Below are 19171 nucleotides of genomic sequence, written 5' to 3' on the forward strand. Positions count from 1 at the left end.
TACTACGAACCTGGAAGGACTAAAGTCCTCACTACGAACCTGGAAGGACTAAAGTCCTCACTACGAACCTGGAAGGACTAAAGTCCTCACTACGAACCTAATTAAAATCTCAAACCTAAAACTTATGAAATGGTGGCAAAATCTTAAAAATAATCCTCTCGCTCGGTTGGGAGCAGTGGTGCTGTTAATTTTTTATACAGTCGCACTTTTTGCCGAATTTGTGGCGCCCTACGACCCCTACGACTCTCAATTAAACGGTTCCTTACTGCCCCCAACTCAGATTTATTTAAGCACCAAAGACGGGCGATTTATCGGGCCCCACGTTTACCCCACTACTCAGGGCCCAGTAGATGCGAATACGGGCGCTCGCGAGGTAATTGTAGACTGGCAAAAACCCTCTGCTGTCGGTTTATTTGTCAAAGGTTCTCCCTATAAGTTTTTAGGAATTTTACCTTTCGACAGGCACCTGGTTGGCACTACAGGAGAAGGCAAAATCAACCTTTTAGGCACAGACGAACAAGCTCGCGATCAATTCAGTCGCTTAGTACAGGGCAGCCGTATTAGCCTCAGCATTGGTTTGGTTGGTATAGCAATTTCCTTTCCATTGGGATTGTTAATCGGAGGAATATCTGGTTATTTCGGCAGTTGGATTGACAGTATTTTAATGCGCTTCGCCGAAGTATTGATGACGATTCCCGGTCTTTATTTATTAGTAGCTCTAGCAGCAGTCCTTCCCCCCGGATTGACAAGCGCTCAGCGATTTATTTTGATTGTGCTGATTACTTCATTTATCAGTTGGGCGAGTTTGGCGCGGGTAATTCGCGGTCAGGTACTGTCAATTAAACAACTAGAATTCGTCCAAGCGGCGCGGGCTATGGGCGCCAACCCAATTTATATTATTGTCCGCCACGTTTTGCCACAAACTGCAACTTATGTAATTATTTCTGCTACTTTATCTGTTCCGGGTTTTATTGTGGCGGAGTCGGTTTTGAGTTTAATTGGTTTGGGAATTCAACAGCCAGATCCTTCTTGGGGAAATTTGCTATCGCTGTCTACTAATGCTTCAATTTTAGTGTTGCAGCCTTGGTTGGTTTGGCCTCCGGCAACGCTGATTATTTTGACTGTTTTAGCGTTCAATTTATTGGGGGATGGATTGCGGGATGCTCTCGATCCGAGAAGCATTCAAAGGTAATTTGAAATTGGTAATTGGTAATTGGTAATCGGGAATTGGAAATTTAAATATTTGTATGGGCGGGTTTCAGCCACAATCTATAATTCCCACTAACAATCTATATCAACCCGCCCCTACCACGCGACAAAATTTGATTGCGATTAATTCAAGAGACATCCCTTAACAACTGCAACTTTCGGAGGATAGCAGACTCTAGCTGACGGCGGATGCGCCAGAAGCTTTGATCTGTCAAGATCGCACTTGTTAAACTAATTAAAAGTGCGATCGCTATGGTAGATCATTACATTCTAAATTTGCTAGTGATTGGCATCCTCCTGCTCACCGTCACCTTGGGCTCGGGATGGATTTCGCGATTGCCGGTATCTTATGCCTTAATTTATCTAATTGTCGGTATCGGATTGGGGCCCTACGGCGTCAAGCTGATTGAATTGCGCCCCGAAGCTCAATTTTTAGAAAGACTCACAGAATTTGTAGTTATTGTTTCTCTGTTCAGTTGCGGATTAAAAATGAATCGCCCGCTGCAACTTTGGGCCTGGAATTCCACAGCGCGGCTGATCGGTTTTTTAATGCCAATTTCGATTTTTGCTGTTGCTGCGATCGGTCATTGGTTTGTCAAATTAGATTGGGGCCCTGCAATTTTACTAGGAGCAATTCTCGCTCCCACCGACCCAGTTTTAGCCTCAGAAGTTCAGTTAGCTGATATAGACGATCGCGATGAATTGCGTTTTGGCTTAACATCGGAAGGCGGTTTGAACGATGCTTTAGCTTTTCCCTTCGTTTATTTCGGCATTTATGCGCTAAAAGATAACAACTGGCCGAACTGGTTTTCGCAGTGGGCGGCAGTTGACTTGATTTGGGCGATCGCCGCAGGTATCGTGATGGGCATTTTAGTAGCCAAAGCCGTCACCTGGATCGATCGCCGATTGCAACGCTACATACCCGCCGACGAATTAATGGAAGATTTCATCGCTCTCAGCACAATTCTGCTCACATATTCCCTCACAGAAGTAGTCAACGGCTACGGATTCCTCGCAGTTTTTGTAGCAGGAATTGTAGTGCAGCGGAGTTACCGCAACCCCGAAAAACCACTTTCCCAACTGCACTTTACCGAGCGCATAGAAAAGTTAATGGAAGTAGGAACAATTTTAATATTGGGTTCCATGTTGCGCCAAGAAGCTCTGGTGGCACATGGCAGCTACGCCCTCTTAATAGGTGGATTGTTAATTTTTTTGATTCGACCTGTGGGAACTTGGATCAGTACGCTAGGCAGTCATTTGCATCCCGCCAGCCGCTGGTTGTGCGGTTGGTTCGGCATTCGTGGCGTCGGTTCAATCTATTATCTTACCTATGCTTTCGGTCACGGTTTGAAAGGAGACATCGGCGAGAAAATTGCCTGGATTACCTTTACTACGATCGTGCTTTCTGTGATTTTGCACGGCATTAGTGCAACTCCGTTAATGAACTGGTACGAGCGGCGAATTAAACCTAAAGTCCCCGACTTAATTTAATTCACAGGACTCAAACACAAAGCAGATGAAATAGGATCGAGCGTGAGGACTTCAGTCCTTCTTTCGGAAAATTAAAATTCTCACAGATGAAATAGGATCGAGCGTGAGGACTTCAGTCCTCTCCAAATGCGGACTAAAGTCCTCACTACGAACCACTTTTATTAAAGGAGATAGGAGATTATCGAAGTCCTAACCAACTAATTTTCTCTGTATTCTAGGAGAAACTAGACGAATCATCATTGCTGCAACTAGCAACACTGTCAAAGGTAAATATACCAGCATCGATTTGACAATCTTGATACCGAATTCAAAGGTAAAAGCCAGCCAAAAATAGTGCATTCCAGCATTGTGCAGAATTTTCCATGCCCGTTGACCGATCCATGCTGCCGATCGCTCAAAAGATGTTACAGTCATGGCAAACAGGAATACATAGCCCAATATCCCCAGAGGGTCAAACCCAGGCGACGCCCCAGAAGTTGCAAACCACAAACCGCTCCAGGCGATCGCGTGATAGGTATGCGACACAGCCATCGACAGCCCGAAATAGCGGCGATTTTTTAACAGCCACTGTGTAAATATATTTGGCCAAAGCCTGCGAAGTGACGAAGCCACAAAAGCACATAAAAATAGAATACACGAAGTACGGGCAGTTGCTCGAATTGCCAACCGCATCGCTGTTTCATCAACGCCGTAAATCAGCCAAATTGCAGCAAGCATAATCCCAATTATCAGCGCAGACAAACCAACAATGTTCCATCCTGCAACAGCAAATTTAGTTTCTTTCATCCGCGGTGAATCCTTACAGGAAATTGTCATATCATGTCCGATCTAACTACCACGAACAAATAGGTTCGTAGTGAGGACTTTAGTCCTCTCTTTGATGCGGACTAAAGTCCTCACTACGAACCTTTTGATTGCGGGTAATTAACAGGACACAATCTCAGTACATACTAAATTTAGCGATCGCCCGTGGCCGCCGTCTTGCCCAATCTTCCCAAAAATGTCCTAATCTTCCGAACCTTCAAAGCGCATCTCTATAAGCCTTTGGCGTAGTTTTAACCAGTTGGCGAAACACTCTAGTAAAATGACTCTGACTTTGAAAACCGACTGCGAGACAGATTTCCACAAGAGTCAACTCCCGCCGCCGGAGCAACTGCTTTGCTTGCTCGATGCGGGATTTTAGCACATATTGATGGGGTGTCAATCCTGTAGATTGCTTGAACAAAGTCGCAAAATAATGCGGACTAATCTGCACCGCACTGCTCAGATTTTCCAAACTCAAATTACCAGCCAAATTTTGCTCAATATAATGGAATACTTGCCGCAGTTGATACTTGCACAACCCGCCCGTGTAGTTTTTAATTTGAGGAGTAAAAGAACAGTAACGCCTCAACAAATGCACAGCAAGCGCTGTCCCCATTGACTCTGCATACAGGCGACTGTCTGCGCCTCCGGCTGCTAATTCTTGCTTCAAAGCCAGCCCCATATGCTGAATTAACGGATCGCACAGGTGCAACTGCGGCACCAACTCAATTTTATCTGCATCCACAGACTCAAAAGCAGCGCGGGCAAGCATTTCAGGCGCGAGAAACAACTCAATTAATGGAACTTCGCGATCGACAAACGTTCTCGGAAAAGTTTCAGTAGCAGGAATAATCGCAATATCGCCGCTGGCATAATCTACGTGCTGCCAACTTCCATTCAACATAAAACTAGCCCGAAAATCATTTTCAGCAATCATGATAAAGTGATGTTCTAAATCACTTTCCGGCATTTCGTCAGCAGGTTCTAGCTCATAAATGAGATTCAAACCATCCCATCCCGATTCAAAGCTAGAAAGGAGGTGCAAATGCGGTGCAGGTTCATTATCAGACACGGCAAGTCTCGACTTCAAGCGATAAACTAGGTTTGTAGTGAGGACTTTAGCCCGCAGATTTATAGAACTAAAGTCCGAAGGATTTGAGATATTGTACCACGGCCAATAAATTTGGAAAAGGCGGGCGGGACGCCCACCCCACAAGGAATTTGATGTCTTGTGCAACGGGGAAAAGAGCCAGTTATTGATAATGGTGCAAGATATCAGAAAGATCGAACTAATCTGATGGCGATGCGATTGGTTTTACCCCAGCTAATAAAGCGAGTTCCCGCCATTTCCAATAACAGTCTACATCGTCAAAACCAATTTCTCTAAACCAGCTTAGTTGTGTTTCCACATCCAGCAATTTATTAGACGGATCTTCACGCTCTTTGCTAATACCCAGGGCCTCTCGAAACTTCTCGTGCAAAGCCTCTGTTGGGGACGCTACGTGCTCCAAATTGCAAAAAATGCCTCCGGGTTCCAAAAGCTCGAAAATCTCGGCGTAAAGCGAAGGTTTGCGATCGTCCTCAACATGGTGGATTGCAAAACTAGAAACGATCGCATCAAACTTGCCCAAATCCGGCAGAGGTTGGTCAAAATTGTGCTCGATTACCGTGACAGTTTTGTCATCAGCAAAGCGAGTTCTGACTTTTTCCAACATTGTCGGCGAAAAGTCGATCGCCACACATTCAACATTCGGGCGATCGCACTTAAGCAAACCCAACAACCGCCCGTCACCCGTACCCACATCCAGAATGCGCTTGACATCTTTCGGCACTTCTTCCAACAAAACAGCCTCGCCTTCCGTGCGGTGAGGAATGCCATCAGCCTTAGCAAGATACCACAAAGCGTGTTCCGCAGAACTCCAAAGATTAACTTGACTCATATTTTTTCAACTCTCATAAAGCTCGCCGTTTTTGTGAGTAAAAATCCAACCACTATCGCTAGCTTTCGCGATTAAATCGTCATCGGGATAATTTACTGAATCATCAGGAGTGCGATCGCCAATTTCCAGATAAACCACATCAGCAATCGATCGGTTAACCAAATGATGCCCATCAGCATCACCCGCCGGAAAACCAGCCACCATACCCGGTTGCAGAATTTCCTCACCCGAATTAGAAATCAAAGTAACCTCCCCTTCCAGAACATAGACTAACTCATCTTGACGAGAGTGCCAATGTCTCAGAGCAGAACAACTTCCCGGCGCCAGCCGCACCAAATTCACCCCAAAATTCTGCAAACCCGCAGCATTCCCCAAACGTTTTTTAACTCTTCCCGCAACCGCAGATTTGAATTGCTGAGGATAATTCGAGCCTGTACTGTCCGGCACATTTTCAGGATAGACAATCATCTAACACTCCTTCCATTAGTTTTAAACTCTCTCTCTTCTCTTCCTTCGCGTCCTTAGGGTCTTCTTGCTTTCGTTATTCTAAAGGTTTTAAAGTAGTAGGATTTTCCCGAATAGCTTTAATAAAACGGCTGTTATACCGCACAAAACAATTACCTTTATCCGTCAAGATCGGCAACCAAGGCTTGCCCTGAGTGTCAGTAATTACAATTTGATTGGCATTATTCCCAGTCACCGCCTCCAAGCGTTTTCCCCGCCGAAAAGTAGTCACCACAGGCCACTGAGAAACATTGTGTTTATTCCTTACAAACAACTCATCAGGCGCATCAATGCCATCTACAGAAACAGATTGAAATCCCTTAGCCATGCGGCAATTTAACCCTTGAGAATCCGAGTCAACAACCACCCAATTCAGCTGCCTGTTGCCCCGCTGCCTCCCAGGTGGCACCGGATAATCACCTTGCTGATTAGCAACAGGTAAAGCCAAGGCTAAATTAGCCCCCGCTCCTAAAATCCAAGCTAGTGCCAGAGAGACAATTCTAATTTCTGCTTTCATTACTACAAAAAATCATTAAATTCAGATTAATTACAATCGTAGCAACCTCTGCTGGCGATCGAGAAATTCCGGCCTTGCTGAAACCGTTGCTTCACGCTTGACTTCTGACAACCGTCAACCCTCCACTGACAACCATCACAACCGCCAACCACCAACCGTCAACTGTCAATTGATTAAGAATGTGTTATAAATATTGAGATTCATTAAGAAATATTGCTCAAATGCTCCTTTCCCCCTCTGGCGCCAGCAAACTCAAAGAATCCTTAAAAGAAAAAGTATTCTTCGGGAATGAGCCAACCCCCGAACTCATAGCCATCTTACTGATTTACTTCGTCCAAGGCATCCTCGGACTAGCCCGCTTAGCCGTCAGCTTCTTCCTCAAAGACGAACTCGGCATGAGTCCCGCCGAAGTCTCAGCCATGCTGGGCGTCGTCGCCCTACCTTGGATTATCAAGCCACTATTTGGCTTCATGTCCGACGGGTTGCCCCTATTCGGCTACCGCAGACGCCCTTACATCGTCCTCTCCGGGCTGTTGGGAACTTCAGCATGGGTGAGCCTCGCAACCATTGTACACACGCCGTTGGCCGCTACAGGGGCGATCGCCCTAAGTTCCCTTTCACTAGCCGTCAGCGACGTAATCGCCGACTCCCTAGTAGTCGAGAGGGCCAGAAAAGAAACAGTTAGCGACGCCGGTTCCCTGCAATCCTTGTCTTGGGGAGCATCAGCCCTCGGCGGACTAATCACCGCCTACCTCAGCGGTTCCCTGCTGCAAAACTTCAGCACCCACACCATCTTTTTAATCACCGCATCTTTCCCGCTAATCGTATCAGCAACAGCCTGGTTAATTAGCGAAGAAAAAATCAACAAAAGAACCGATTTTGAAACAGTAAAAGACCAACTCAAACAACTGCGACAAGCTGTTACTCAAAAAACAATTTGGTTGCCCACCGCCTTTCTATTTCTGTGGCAAGCCACCCCAAGCTCAGACTCCGCCTTCTTCTTTTTCACCACCAACGAATTAGGCTTTCAACCAGAATTTCTCGGACGAGTGCGCCTCGTCACCAGCATAGCCGCCCTCGCAGGCATCTGGCTGTTTCAGCGCTACCTCAAAGCAATTCCATTTCGAGTCATATTCGGCTGGTCAACAGTCGTTGCAAGTGCCTTGGGCATGACTACATTATTATTAGTAACTCATGCCAACCGAGCATTAGGAATTGACGACCAATGGTTCAGCATCGGAGACAGCCTGATCCTGACAGTAATCGGACAAATTGCCTATATGCCCGTGCTGGTACTCTCCGCGCGGTTGTGTCCTCCAGGCGTCGAAGCAACATTATTTGCAGTGCTGATGTCTGTCACCAACTTAGCAGGACTTATTTCCTATGAAGGCGGTGCAATTTTGACACACTGGCTCGGAATTACCGATCGCAACTTCGACAACCTCTGGCTGCTAGTAGTAATCGCCAACCTCTCCACACTGCTACCCCTCCCCTTCTTAAACTGGTTGCCCGCAGAAAGTACAGAAAGCGGCGATCCAAACTACCAACAATCTCTCCCAGTATTAGAACCAGAACTGGGCTGTGCCAAACCGGGCGGACAACATTTCATGCCCGAATACTTTCCCGACTTAGTACCAACATCAATCCCCGAAAACCGCACCGTAGAAAGCAAGTGAAGGAAGTTCGGCAACGGATTGTGTAACGGATGTAACGGATGTAACGGATGTAACGGATGTAACGGATGTAACAGATTCAAAGAAAGAAGGAAGAAAGATATTGAACTTGTAGATATTTTGATATCCTTTACTTCTCTCTGCGCCCTCTGTGTTCTCTGCGGTTAAATCAATAAAAGCTTATTCCACCCATGCAAAACTTAGAAACTTCTCAATCTCAAACAGCAGTCAAAACCTTATCATACGATCGCACAGACTGGCAGCGCGGCTACGAATCCCAGCCCAACGAAACCGACTACTGGATTGACAACATAGAAGGCGAAATCCCAGAAGGCTTACAAGGCACATTCTTTCGCAACGGGCCCGGATTGTTGGATGTCAACGGCTCGCGCATCCACCACCCCTTTGACGGCGACGGCATGATTTGCGCGATCGCCCTCAGCGAAAAACGCGCCCACTTCCGCAACCGATTCGTACAAACAGAAGGCTACCTCGCCGAACAAAAATTAGGAAAAATCCTGCACCGAGGCGTATTCGGCACACAGAAACCCGGAGGCTGGCTGGCCAACATCTTCGATATCAAAATCAAAAACATCGCCAACACAAACATCATTTATTGGGGCGACAAACTGCTAGCACTCTGGGAAGCAGCACAGCCCTACAGACTCGACCCCCGCAGCCTAGAAACCCTCGGATTAGACACCCTAGACGGCATTTTACAACCCGGTGAAGCCTTCGCCGCCCACCCCAGAATTGAAAAAGGGAAAAATGGCAAAGGAGACAGATTAATCAACTTTTCCGTCAAGCCCGGTTTGTCGAGTACAATCACCATTTACGAACTCGACGAAAGCGGCAAACTTTTACAAAAACACGCCCACGCAATCCCGGGTTTTGCCTTCCTGCACGACATGGTAATTACCGAGAATTACTGCATATTCTTCCAAAATCCAGTCAGCTTTAATCCCCTACTTTTCCTGTTAGGATTTCGGAGTGCAGCGCAGTGCATTCAATTTTCGCCAAACAAGCCCACCCAAGCAATTTTAATTCCCCGCAACGGCACTGACGAGGTAAAAATATTAGAAACAGAACCTTGTTTTGTGTTCCACCACTGCAACGCCTGGGAAGAAAACGGCGAAGTTTTTGTAGATTCAGTTTGCTACGAATCATTTCCAACTGTAGAACATGACGGCGATTTTTTGGAGATTGATTTTGACACCATTCCCGCCGGGGAATTGTGGCGGTTTAAATTAAACTTGCAAGACAAAACCGTGCAGCATCAAGTTGTAGAAAATCGTTGCTGCGAGTTTCCGACTTTGCATCCGAATAATGTGGGACAACCTTACCGATATCTTTACATCGGCGCCGCCGATTCTCCCACTGGGAATGCTCCTTTGCAAGCTATTCTTAAAATAGATTTCCAGACGGGTGAAAGGCAAGTTTGGAGTGTCGCGCCGCGCGGCTTTGCGGGGGAACCTGTGTTTGTTCCCCGTGGCTCGGGCGTCTCGCCTGAAGCTGCAACGGCTGAGGATGACGGTTGGCTGCTGGTTTTGATGTATGATGCGGCTAATCATCGATCGACCTTAGCGATTCTAGATGCCCGCGACATCACCAAAGGCCCCCTAGCGCGCCTGCATTTAAAACAGCACATTCCCTACGGTTTGCACGGCAGTTTTACACCAAACGTACTGCTTCCTGAGAACTAAGATAAAATAGGTTTGTAGTGAGGACTTTAGTCCGCATCAAAGAGAGGACTAAAGTCCTCACTACGAACCTTTTGTATTGCGGGGAATACCAACAAAAAATCAAGGCATAAAAAAATCATAATTAATGCAAACAGTCAACAAATTTAATCTCAAAAAAATACTTATTTTAATTTGCAGCCTCGCCGTAAGTTTGGCAATTATCTTATCTATTTACTCTCACAACGCTAATGCCCAAGAGCCTTACAGCCCATCTCCAGATACCGCTGTAGCCCCGAAAGGCTTGGTTGAGGTCAAAATGACAGTAATTGGGGTAGACCCGATTAAAAACGAATTAGAAGCCCGCTTGCAGTTTGAACTCAAAGGTATCTATAAAAAAGGGCCAACTTACCCGGCTCAAGACTTGTTAATGACAGTTAACGGCGCCAATGTTGAGGATTCGGAAATTAGCTTTAAAGAAGGCAAGCCGATGATTGTCCCTGCATTAAAATTTAACTTAGTCAAGGGGAAAGTCAACAATTATCCATTTGATAGCCACATTGCTAAAGTAGCTATTTCCATAGATCCGCTAGCTTCGATTGGCAAAAAATTTGCTCCATTTCAAGTCAATCCTGTACCATTAGAATTTAAGTTTAATGCTGATGTTCCCGGTTTTGATGTTAGTTACAAGCCGATGGAGGAGAATTCATCTATTTTTATTTATATCGATGTTTCTGCCACGCGATCGATGCCTGTGAAATTCTTTGCATTGGTGATTATTGTGATCATGTGGGTGCTATCAATCATGGCGCTGTTGCTAGCATTAAAGGTGATGAAATCTGGCAAGTTGCCGGAAGTCGGAATGTTGAGTTGGACAGGTGTGATGTTGTTTGCTTTTCCCGGTATTCGCAACTCTCAACCGGGAGTTCCGCCAGTGGGAACTGCTAGCGATTTCCTGTCATTTTTTTGGACGGAAATGATTGTTGTGGTAGCGTTGGTGATTATCGGTAGCTGTTGGTTGAAGCGCTATCATCCGCCAATTGAATGATTTTAGATTTTAGATTTTAGATTTTAGATTTTACAGGACTTATGCACACACTGTATCGGTAGGGCGAAGCACACCGCACCTTACCACTAGCAATAGCGGAGTAGACCATTTTTTGACCTTAGTCCTAAGTCAACTACATTCAAAGATTCAATTTTTGACTTCCAAATTCTCAATATCTTTGGCGGGTACTCCCAAACCGCGCAAGATAGTAAAAGCAATAATTCGATATCCCGACGGATTCGGGTGAACTCCATCTGCTGCTAACAAATTGAGAGTTTTTCCGGCGTGTTTTTGATAGGTGCCGATTACTTCCCGAAATGGCGCATTCAAATCGATAAATAAACACTGGTTTTGCTTGGCAATTTCTCGCATGGCGGCAACATATTCTTGCAACCTGCGATTTTCCGGGCCGTCGAGAATCTCGCGAATCGGAGTAGGAGAAAGCAGCACGACTCGAATTCCTGCGGCTTTTGCTGCTACCACCATTTGAGTTATTTTGTCTATATATTCTGCTAGCGGTACTCCCGCTGCTAAGTTTCCTTGCGGATGAAACTGAAGTTTTTGGAAGTCGAAGAAAGCGTGCCAAACGTCGTTGACTCCGGCGTTGATCGTGACTAAATCTGGCTTTTTGTCGATCGCATCTTTCTGGAAGCGCGCCTGCATATCAGTCGCCTTGTTACCGGAGATTCCCGCGTTGACGATTTCGATTTTGCGATCGGGATACAGGGCATTTAGATAGCGTTGCAGCAGCCAAACGTAACCTCCGGGGTATTTCGCGGCTTCGGTGATGCTGTCGCCCACAGTCACAATTCTGCGCTTCCCTGCGAGTACGTTTTGGATTTCTGGCGGCGGCGATGCTTGGGATACGGGTTCTTTAAACACGGGAATTAAGGAGTGAGGAATGTTGAAGGCGATAACAGCAGCCATTACGGCGAGGACAAGTCTCATTAAAACTTGCCTCAGCGGGGTTTTGGGACGGGGCGATCGCAAATTTTCAGACATTACGCAGCTTCTGACTAAAACTTTAACTTTTGAGCTTGGCAGTAACTATAGCAGAAGAAAAAAGCCAAAAGCAATACAATCAATGGTTTCAGCAATTTAAAATGCCCCGATCACCTAGTATAATATAGTGAAAGGTGGCTGGGGGGAGCGATCGAGATGTTAATGGCTTTTGTAAGTCCGTGCAGGGGTTAAGCTGTTTGATGAGCGATCGGGTTTTGGTGGAGGCGAAATATTTTGTTTATTTTAGTTTATAGGAGGCTGTATGATGACCTTACAAGAAATTATCGATCAAGTCGAGAGTTTATCAATAGAAGATCAGGATCAGTTGTTTGAGCTGATCCGCAAGCGACGGATTGAAAATCGGCGGGCTGAAATTTTTGCTAATGCTCAAGAAGTAATGCAAGCTTTTAAGAATGGGACAGCAAAGAGGGGAAGTGTTGATGATTTGATCGCAGATTTACTAGGAGATGATGATGGAAGTTGTCTGGAGTAGTGGATTTAAGCGGTCTTTTAGGAAGATTACAAAGAAAGATCCACAATTAAAGGATCAAATTGCTAATGTATTAAGGCTATGGGGAGATGATCCATTTACGCCATCTTTGAAGTCTCACAAGTTAGGAGGAGATTTAGCCGGATTATGGTCTTGTTCTGTTGCTTATGATTGCAGAATAATTTTTAATTTTTCTGACGATGAGGAATTGTTAGAAATGGTGATTCTCTTGGTTGATGTTGGAAGTCATGATGACGTTTATTAATATGTAGAGGCTACTTAAAGAGCCTGTTTTGGCGGTGGCGAAATCTTTCGTTGATTTTAGTTTATAGGAGTCTGTATGATGACCTTACAAGAAATTATCGATCAAGTTGAAAGTTTATCGATAGAAGATCAGGATCAGTTATTTGAGTTGATCCGCAAGCGACGGATTGAAAATCGGAGGGATGAAATTTTGGCTAATGCTCAGGAAGTTTTTAGGGCTGTAGAGACGGGAACAGCCATGAGAGGAACTTTTGAAGAGTTGAAGTCATATTTATTGGAGGATGAGGAGGAATGATTTTAACAACCGCTCCGAGTTTCAAAAGAAGCCTTAAGCGATTAATCAAAAAAAATCAGCAATTACAAGACCAGATATTAGAGGTTTTAGAATTGTTGGGCGACGACCCTTTTAATCCTGTTTTAAAATCTCATAAGTTAACGGGGAAATTGGACGGTTTATGGTCTTGTTCAGTGGCTTATGATTGTCGAATCATTTTTGCTTTCAAAAAAGATTCGACAACAGGTGATGATTTAATTGTCTTGGTTGATATTGGAAGCCATGATGAGGTTTATTAATATTTAGCTGCGCCTTGACGCTAGGCCCTACGTCTCCAAGCCCCTTGATTGCGATTATGATAGAAACAGGACTTACGAATTTCAAAGTAATTCTTTTTGACCTATGAGTTCCGACCTAGTTCCCCTCCTGCCCAAGGTATCACTCGAACGCCGCGCCGGTGCCTTCTGCATCGACGCGATCGCCGTTTGGATACCCAGTTTGCTTCTCGGTACAAATCCGATCGCCCAAACCATCCTTTTTGTCCTGCTGTGGCTGATAATGCGCGTAGCCACCGTCAGGAAAAACCAAGGTCAAAGTCTCGGGCGCTGGGCTTTGGACATGAAAATTGCCGATACCCGATTGCAACGGATGCCCGGAGTGCAAGAATTGTGCAAGCGCGAGGCATTGCTGGGCTTTTGCGCCGCCTTAGCCTTCGCCGGTGTAGGTGGGCTGGGCTCCAGTAACGCGGGCGTCTTGCTGCTGATGCTGCCGCTGGCGATCGACTGTAGCGTTGCTTTCACTGACACCGCCCGGTTTCCCCAAGCTTTTCACGATCGACTCGGTAGGACGATCGTCATCGGAACCAAGCGCGGCTACTCCCTGGACATCAAAGTCAGAAGATTGCTTGACCAAGTGCAGACCAATGTGAGAAGATAATAAATTGTGTTTAAATTAGTCGAAATTTATTTAGAATTATGGCTAAAGGCGTCCGCATCATAATTACCCTAGAGTGTACTGAGTGCCGAACCAATGCGAGCAAACGCTCCAAAGGCGTGTCTCGGTACACCACGACCAAGAACCGCCGCAACACGACGGCGCGGCTCGAACTCCAAAAGTTCTGCACCCACTGCAACAAGCACACTGTTCACAAAGAGATCAAGTAGGGAATGGGTAATGAGTAATGAGGAATGGTGTCAACAACCAGGTCAAACCCTTATTCCGGCAGGGGTTTAAACCCCTGCCTCATAGCGAAAGTCCTCTAAAGAGGACTAAAGAACTCATTAGTCCTCTTTAGAGGACTTTCGCTATTAGCCAGGGACTTGAGTCCCTGGCGGTCTATCGGACTTAAGTTGACACCAATGGAGAATGGAGAATGGAAAACAGGGAATGAGTAGTGTTTAAAGACTAATGACCAATAGTTTCTACTATCGCAGTCATTCAAGAGTCTTTCAAGAACTACCAATAACCAATAACCAATAACCAGTAACCAATGCCCAATGCCCAATGCCCAATGCCCAATGCCCGATTACCAATTACCAAAGAACCATGACTTACTTTCGCCGGCGCGTTTCGCCAATCAAACCAGGAGACCCGATCGACTACAAAGATGTCGATTTGCTCAAAAAATACGTCACAGAACGAGGTAAAATCTTGCCCCGCCGGATTACCGGTTTGACGGCAAAACAACAGCGCGACCTGACTCGCAGCATCAAAAGAGCCAGAATTGTAGCTTTGATGCCCTTCGTAAACCAAGAAGGCTAACTAAATTTTGGATTTTGGATTTGAGATTTTAGATTTTGGACAAAAATAGGACTTACGCGAAAACAACGTTTCTTTGTCGCAAGCGATGGTCGCTAATCAATAGCAATATTGGGTGTTTAGGCGCGGGTGCGTAAGTCTTAATCAAAATCTCAAAAGTTAAAAAATAAAGCACAAAAAGTACAACTTTTAGATGTTAGTTTTAACAATTGATGTAAAAAATGTAAACATCCAAAATCTAAAATTGCCATCCGTGAAACTAGATAAGTGGCAACTGTAAAAATCCAAAATCTCAAACATAAAGCGGGCAAGTGGAGAAGGGAACGTTAGTAGAATTTAGAGTGCACGGCGATCGCCGTCTGGCAGTTGCCGATCGCCCCGACGGCAAGAAAAACTGGGTAGTGGTAGACGAAAACGGTCAACCGCACAGCATACCGCCCAAACAAATCAGCTACGAAGCAGTCGGAGAAACTTACAAACCCTCCGACATTTCCAAATTTATCAAAGAAGCAGAAGCTTTCTCAGATCCGTCAAGTCTAGAAGTAGCTTGGGAACTGCTAGTGGATGACGGAGAAAACACAGATCCCGAAGCCCTAGCCGTCCTGCTATTTTCGGATCGCACTCCGGCGCAATGTTATGCAGCTTATTGTTTGCTGTCCACAGACAAACTGTATTTCAAGCAAAAGGGCGATCGCTACGAACCGCGACCCGCAGCCCAAGTAGCAGAAATCAAACACCAGCAATTCGTAGAACAGCAGCGACACCAAGAATCCCAAGGATTTTGGGATCGAGTCAAACAGCGGCTGGCCGGGGAAAATGTAGAGTGGGTTAATAGCGATCGAACTCGCCTCGACGCCCTAGAACGCTTTGCCACCCTCGGAGAAGAAGCAACGCACCGCACCCCGGCCCTAGAAACTTTAGCCAGCTTACAACGTCCCGAAAACCCTGAAGCAGCATTTCAACTCCTAGTCGATCTCGGGCTGTGGAGTCACCACGAAAACCTGTTTTTGCGGCGAAGCCAAATTCCCCTACAATTCTCCGCAAAGGTATTAGAAGTGGCCCAAAGCTGCCTAGAAAATCCCCCAACAGACTCAGACACAAATCGTCTCGATTTAACTCACCTCAAGGTTTACACGATCGACGACGAAAGCACGACCGAAATCGACGACGGCCTCAGTTTAGAATTCCTCGAAAACGGCCAGCAGCGCCTGTGGATACACATAGCAGATCCCACCCGCTTGCTTTCCCCCGGAGACGAACTCGACCTCGAAGCCAGAAAGCGCACCACTACAGTTTATCTGCCGACGGGCATGATTCCCATGTTTCCCCCGGCTTTGGCAACTGGGCCGATGAGTTTAATTCAAGGTAAAGAGTGCAGCGCCCTCAGCTTTAGCGTCACCTTAGACGAAACAGGTGCCGCCCAAGATTACAGCATCCACATCAGCACGATCGAACCAACCTACCGCTTAACTTACGATGACGTAGACGAAATGCTGGAGTTGGGAATCGAAGCAGAACCGGAAATAGGCGCGATCGCCTCGGCGGCCAAACTTCGGCAAAAATGGCGAGAAGCCCAAGGCGCCATCAGCATTTTCATGCCCGAATCCGTCATCAAAGTCCACGGCGACGAGATCAAAATCCACGTCATCGACGACTCTACAGCCAGATTGCTAGTAGCCGAAATGATGATTTTAGCCGGCGAAGTAGCCGCCCGCTACGGTCAAACTCACAGCCTTCCCATACCCTACCGCTATCAGCCGCAGCCGGAACTCCCCCCAGAGGAAGAACTCCTAGCCGTGCCCGCTGGCCCGGCCCGCGCTTGCGCTGTGCGCCGCTGTATGCCCCGCAGCGAAATGGGCCTCACCCCCGGACGCCACGCAGGCTTGGGTTTGGAATCCTACACCCAAGTTACGTCTCCCATCCGCCGCTATACCGATTTGCTGACTCACTTCCAAATTAAAGCCCACCTGCGGGATGAATCCCTGCCTTTTTCGGCCCAAGAAATACAGGACATCGTGATGTGTCTGGGAACCGCAGTTAAAGAAGCCTCTACTGTGGAACGCCAAACAAACCGTTATTGGGGATTGGAATATTTGCGGCGCAATCCTGATGAGGTTTGGGAAGCTTTGATGCTGCGCTGGTTGAGGGAAGATAGCAATCTTGCTTTGATTTTGTTGGAAGAGTTGGGTTTGGAGTTGGCGATGCGATTTGGTCGATCGGTGGCTGTAGGCGATCGGCTAGAAGTCAAAGTCACTCACTGCGATCCGCGATCGGATGTGATTAACTTCCAAGAAGTCATTCTGGAAGCCGCACAATAGGATTTTAGATTTTAGATTTTAGATTTTAGATTTTGGATTGCCAAAATCTTAGTGACAGGAGTTATGCGTTTGCGGCTATAAACCAATATGCTTGGGTTAGTCATCTCATTGAAGTGGGTTTTGTTTCTCTAGGGGCGGTTGCAAGCGCCGTCTTATATCATGTCGAGTCGATTACCATCACAAAAACCGTTTGTAGTGCAGTTTGTAGCACGGACTTTAGTCCGCTATACGCCTGCGGACTAAAGTCCGCACTACGAACCGTTTGTAGTGCAGTTTGTAGCGCGGACTTTAGTCCGCTATACGCCTGCGTTAGTCCGCTATACGCCTGCGGACTAAAGTCCGCACTACGAACTGTTTGTAGTGCAGTTTGTAGCGCGGACTTTAGTCCGCTATACGCCTGCGGACTAAAGTCCGCACTACGAACTGTTTAATCGATCGCACATGATATTAACTAAAATCTAAAATTTAAAATCGCCAAATGCCCAATTCTATTAACCAAGTTCAGCCGCCGCTGGAATTCATACCCCCAGCCTACAACCCCCTCACCGTCAAGGGCTGTCAGCAAATACTCCCTTGGTGGCTGCGATTTAAGACAAATATCAGCCACATTCAAGCCGAAAACGTCGAAACCCTCGCCGAACTCTTCCACCAATTTCAAAATCAGAAAGTTCGCTTTTTGCTAGCCTTCCGCCATCCCAACTCCGACGATCCCTACTGTTTGGGACAACTAATTTGGAAACTCGTTCCCCAGGCGGCCCGCGCCAAAGGCATTCCCCTGCAATCTCCCGTACATTCCCACTTTATCTACGATCGCGGAATTCCCCTGTGGGCCGGGGAAGGCGTCGGCTGGCTGTATTCTCGCCTCGGCGGTACTCCGATCGTGCGCGGTAAGATCGATCGCGCTGGATTGCGATCGGCCCGCGATTTATTTGCTAACAGCCAATTTCCCATCGCCGCCGCCCCAGAAGGCGCCACCAACGGTCACAATGAAATAGTTAGCCCCCTGGAACCGGGAATTGCTCAAATGGGCTTCTGGTGCGTGGAAGATTTGCTAAAAGCCGGACGTACTGATGAAAAAGTGTTGATTGTGCCGATCGGCATTCAATACCGCTATGTCAATCCGCCTTGGGAACCCCTAGAAAAACTTTTAACTCAATTAGAAATAGATTGCGGACTGCCAGCCCTAGAACCCACCAATATCGCCAATTTAGAGGCAGAAAATCTCGCTCCCGAAGACCAACATCACAAATTCCAATATCTGCGCCTGATTCGACTTGGCAACCATTTGCTAGCAGTAATGGAACAGTTTTATATCCGTTTTTACCATCGAAACTTACCGTTAAAACCCTCTTTTATAACATCATTATCGCTCTCAGAAACAACGAGCGACGATTCGGAAAATGAAGCGATGATTGCTCGGCTGAAAGCACTGTTAGACGTAGCTTTGCAAGTAGCAGAAGAATATTTTAACTTGAAGCCCAAAGGCAGTTTGATAGACCGCTGCCGCCGTCTGGAACAAGCAGGCTGGGACTATATTTATCGAGAAGATATCAAAGATATTGCAGCACTTTGTGCCTTAGAAAGAGGATTAGCCGATCGCCTCGCTGAAGAAGCAAGTCTGCGGATGTGGCACATGAGACTTGTCGAAAGTTTCGTCTCCGTCACCGGCAGGTACGTCCAAGAAAAGCTCACAGCAGAACGTTTGGCAGAAACAACTTTACTGCTGTGGGACGTACTGACTCGCATCAAAGGCGGAAATCCCTTCGGCCGACCTTCTTTGGGCAAACAGCAGGTGCAAATGACCGTGGGCGAACCGATATCAGTGGGCGATCGCTGGGAGGGATATCAAAAGGGCCGCAGGTTAGCAGTTACCGAACTCACCCAAGACTTGCAATCCGCTTTAGAAGGAATGATTAAATCTTAAGACAGTCACATCGGGCAGCAGGAAGAGGTTCTAGGTTCTAGCGAAGCAGAGAGAAAAAGGAAGATAGAAGCAGGAATCGAGAAGTAGAAATAGAAAAGCACGAATAAGGAAAATATTTGGCCTTGGACGAACGGCTCAGTTTTTGATGGGTCGCCAAGCAAAAACGTTGTTATAAATTAGGGGAAGAGGTATAATAAACCGCTAATATCAAGTGCCGAACAACCGCTGATAATAAAGTTATTCCCGATCGCCCCTTGAGGAGTTTGAGGACTCAAG

The 19171-nt window shown here is 46.5% G+C and carries 20 protein-coding genes; 14 read left to right on the plus strand and 6 right to left on the minus strand.

The window, feature by feature from the left end:
• Positions 1-124 precede the first annotated feature (124 nt).
• Together JGK39_RS27275 and JGK39_RS27280 are read left to right on the plus strand one after the other, a co-directional pair.
• Positions 125-1192, plus strand: coding sequence for an ABC transporter permease (locus JGK39_RS27275; RefSeq protein ID WP_293247811.1), 1068 nt, complete (start codon positions 125-127; stop codon positions 1190-1192).
• A gap of 269 nt (positions 1193-1461) precedes the next feature.
• On the plus strand, positions 1462-2700 hold the full coding sequence (locus JGK39_RS27280; RefSeq protein ID WP_293247809.1) for a sodium:proton antiporter: 1239 nt from the start codon (positions 1462-1464) through the stop codon (positions 2698-2700).
• Positions 2701-2889: 189 nt separating this feature from the next.
• Here JGK39_RS27280 and JGK39_RS27285 read toward each other — a convergent pair whose 3' ends face one another.
• The 5 genes from JGK39_RS27285 to JGK39_RS27305 all read right to left on the minus strand — a co-directional run bounded on the left by JGK39_RS27285 (position 2890) and on the right by JGK39_RS27305 (position 6465).
• On the minus strand, positions 2890-3486 hold the full coding sequence (locus JGK39_RS27285) for a ferric reductase-like transmembrane domain-containing protein (protein WP_293247807.1): 597 nt from the start codon (positions 3484-3486) through the stop codon (positions 2890-2892).
• Between the two features lie 235 nt (positions 3487-3721).
• Positions 3722-4576 carry an AraC family transcriptional regulator gene (locus JGK39_RS27290; protein WP_293247805.1) on the minus strand — a complete coding sequence of 285 codons (855 nt, stop codon included), beginning with the start codon at positions 4574-4576 and terminating at the stop codon, positions 3722-3724.
• 217 nt (positions 4577-4793) lie between these two features.
• Positions 4794-5444, minus strand: a complete 651-nt coding sequence (locus JGK39_RS27295; RefSeq protein WP_293247803.1) for a class I SAM-dependent methyltransferase — start codon at positions 5442-5444, stop codon at positions 4794-4796.
• A gap of 6 nt (positions 5445-5450) precedes the next feature.
• A complete protein-coding gene (locus JGK39_RS27300; RefSeq protein WP_293247801.1) occupies positions 5451-5912 on the minus strand; it encodes a cupin domain-containing protein in 462 nt (153 codons plus the stop codon).
• A 73-nt stretch (positions 5913-5985) separates the two neighbouring features.
• Entirely contained in the window at positions 5986-6465 is a 480-nt protein-coding gene (locus JGK39_RS27305; protein ID WP_293297797.1) for a hypothetical protein, read from the minus strand.
• A gap of 221 nt (positions 6466-6686) precedes the next feature.
• Between JGK39_RS27305 and JGK39_RS27310 the strand changes: the two genes are divergently transcribed.
• The 3 genes from JGK39_RS27310 (at position 6687) to JGK39_RS27320 (ending at position 10865) form a co-directional block, all read left to right on the plus strand.
• On the plus strand, positions 6687-8141 hold the full coding sequence (locus tag JGK39_RS27310) for a folate/biopterin family MFS transporter (protein WP_293247797.1): 1455 nt from the start codon (positions 6687-6689) through the stop codon (positions 8139-8141).
• Between the two features lie 188 nt (positions 8142-8329).
• The gene (locus tag JGK39_RS27315; RefSeq protein WP_293247795.1) at positions 8330-9841 is read left to right on the plus strand and encodes a carotenoid oxygenase family protein; all 1512 of its coding nucleotides are present in this window, start codon (positions 8330-8332) and stop codon (positions 9839-9841) included.
• A gap of 124 nt (positions 9842-9965) precedes the next feature.
• Positions 9966-10865 (plus strand): DUF4436 family protein, encoded by a 900-nt coding sequence (locus JGK39_RS27320; protein ID WP_293247793.1) that lies wholly within the window; start codon positions 9966-9968, stop codon positions 10863-10865.
• A gap of 147 nt (positions 10866-11012) precedes the next feature.
• On the opposite strand, the gene JGK39_RS27325 is transcribed toward JGK39_RS27320, so the two are convergent.
• Positions 11013-11867 (minus strand): SGNH/GDSL hydrolase family protein, encoded by an 855-nt coding sequence (locus JGK39_RS27325; protein ID WP_293247792.1) that lies wholly within the window; start codon positions 11865-11867, stop codon positions 11013-11015.
• Between the two features lie 262 nt (positions 11868-12129).
• Between JGK39_RS27325 and JGK39_RS27330 the strand changes: the two genes are divergently transcribed.
• From JGK39_RS27330 to JGK39_RS27370, 9 genes are all read left to right on the plus strand, one after another.
• Positions 12130-12360 (plus strand): hypothetical protein, encoded by a 231-nt coding sequence (locus tag JGK39_RS27330; protein WP_293297795.1) that lies wholly within the window; start codon positions 12130-12132, stop codon positions 12358-12360.
• A complete protein-coding gene (locus JGK39_RS27335; protein ID WP_293297792.1) occupies positions 12335-12622 on the plus strand; it encodes a type II toxin-antitoxin system YafQ family toxin in 288 nt (95 codons plus the stop codon). Before JGK39_RS27330 ends, JGK39_RS27335 begins: the two co-directional genes overlap by 26 nt.
• Before the next feature lie 75 nt (positions 12623-12697).
• On the plus strand, positions 12698-12916 hold the full coding sequence (locus tag JGK39_RS27340) for a hypothetical protein (RefSeq protein ID WP_293247786.1): 219 nt from the start codon (positions 12698-12700) through the stop codon (positions 12914-12916).
• Positions 12913-13194 carry a type II toxin-antitoxin system mRNA interferase toxin, RelE/StbE family gene (locus tag JGK39_RS27345; protein ID WP_293247784.1) on the plus strand — a complete coding sequence of 94 codons (282 nt, stop codon included), beginning with the start codon at positions 12913-12915 and terminating at the stop codon, positions 13192-13194. Before JGK39_RS27340 ends, JGK39_RS27345 begins: the two co-directional genes overlap by 4 nt.
• Positions 13195-13297: 103 nt before the next feature.
• Entirely contained in the window at positions 13298-13831 is a 534-nt protein-coding gene (locus JGK39_RS27350; protein WP_293297789.1) for an RDD family protein, read from the plus strand.
• 38 nt (positions 13832-13869) lie between these two features.
• Positions 13870-14058, plus strand: coding sequence for a 50S ribosomal protein L33 (gene rpmG, locus JGK39_RS27355; protein WP_293247780.1), 189 nt, complete (start codon positions 13870-13872; stop codon positions 14056-14058).
• A gap of 382 nt (positions 14059-14440) precedes the next feature.
• Entirely contained in the window at positions 14441-14656 is a 216-nt protein-coding gene (gene rpsR, locus JGK39_RS27360) for a 30S ribosomal protein S18 (protein ID WP_006631377.1), read from the plus strand.
• Positions 14657-14964: 308 nt separating this feature from the next.
• Positions 14965-16971 carry a ribonuclease R family protein gene (locus JGK39_RS27365; protein WP_293247777.1) on the plus strand — a complete coding sequence of 669 codons (2007 nt, stop codon included), beginning with the start codon at positions 14965-14967 and terminating at the stop codon, positions 16969-16971.
• 478 nt (positions 16972-17449) lie between these two features.
• Entirely contained in the window at positions 17450-18895 is a 1446-nt protein-coding gene (locus JGK39_RS27370; RefSeq protein ID WP_293247774.1) for a 1-acyl-sn-glycerol-3-phosphate acyltransferase, read from the plus strand.
• Positions 18896-19171: the final 276 nt, after the last annotated feature.

The sequence above is a fragment of the Microcoleus sp. PH2017_12_PCY_D_A genome, from assembly GCF_020738565.1.
Lineage (GTDB): Bacteria > Cyanobacteriota > Cyanobacteriia > Cyanobacteriales > Microcoleaceae > Microcoleus.

Coding starts and splice junctions, on each gene's coding strand:
- JGK39_RS27275 (WP_293247811.1), top strand. CDS start 125: ATGAAATGGTGGCAAAATCTTAAAAATAATCCTCTCGCTCGGTTGGGA.
- JGK39_RS27280 (WP_293247809.1), top strand. CDS start 1,462: ATGGTAGATCATTACATTCTAAATTTGCTAGTGATTGGCATCCTCCTG.
- JGK39_RS27285 (WP_293247807.1), bottom strand. CDS start 3,486: ATGAAAGAAACTAAATTTGCTGTTGCAGGATGGAACATTGTTGGTTTG.
- JGK39_RS27295 (WP_293247803.1), bottom strand. CDS start 5,444: ATGAGTCAAGTTAATCTTTGGAGTTCTGCGGAACACGCTTTGTGGTAT.
- JGK39_RS27300 (WP_293247801.1), bottom strand. CDS start 5,912: ATGATTGTCTATCCTGAAAATGTGCCGGACAGTACAGGCTCGAATTAT.
- JGK39_RS27305 (WP_293297797.1), bottom strand. CDS start 6,465: ATGAAAGCAGAAATTAGAATTGTCTCTCTGGCACTAGCTTGGATTTTA.
- JGK39_RS27310 (WP_293247797.1), top strand. CDS start 6,687: ATGCTCCTTTCCCCCTCTGGCGCCAGCAAACTCAAAGAATCCTTAAAA.
- JGK39_RS27315 (WP_293247795.1), top strand. CDS start 8,330: ATGCAAAACTTAGAAACTTCTCAATCTCAAACAGCAGTCAAAACCTTA.
- JGK39_RS27320 (WP_293247793.1), top strand. CDS start 9,966: ATGCAAACAGTCAACAAATTTAATCTCAAAAAAATACTTATTTTAATT.
- JGK39_RS27325 (WP_293247792.1), bottom strand. CDS start 11,867: ATGTCTGAAAATTTGCGATCGCCCCGTCCCAAAACCCCGCTGAGGCAA.
- JGK39_RS27330 (WP_293297795.1), top strand. CDS start 12,130: ATGATGACCTTACAAGAAATTATCGATCAAGTCGAGAGTTTATCAATA.
- JGK39_RS27335 (WP_293297792.1), top strand. CDS start 12,335: ATGATGATGGAAGTTGTCTGGAGTAGTGGATTTAAGCGGTCTTTTAGG.
- JGK39_RS27340 (WP_293247786.1), top strand. CDS start 12,698: ATGATGACCTTACAAGAAATTATCGATCAAGTTGAAAGTTTATCGATA.
- JGK39_RS27345 (WP_293247784.1), top strand. CDS start 12,913: ATGATTTTAACAACCGCTCCGAGTTTCAAAAGAAGCCTTAAGCGATTA.
- JGK39_RS27350 (WP_293297789.1), top strand. CDS start 13,298: ATGAGTTCCGACCTAGTTCCCCTCCTGCCCAAGGTATCACTCGAACGC.
- rpmG (WP_293247780.1), top strand. CDS start 13,870: ATGGCTAAAGGCGTCCGCATCATAATTACCCTAGAGTGTACTGAGTGC.
- rpsR (WP_006631377.1), top strand. CDS start 14,441: ATGACTTACTTTCGCCGGCGCGTTTCGCCAATCAAACCAGGAGACCCG.
- JGK39_RS27370 (WP_293247774.1), top strand. CDS start 17,450: ATGCCCAATTCTATTAACCAAGTTCAGCCGCCGCTGGAATTCATACCC.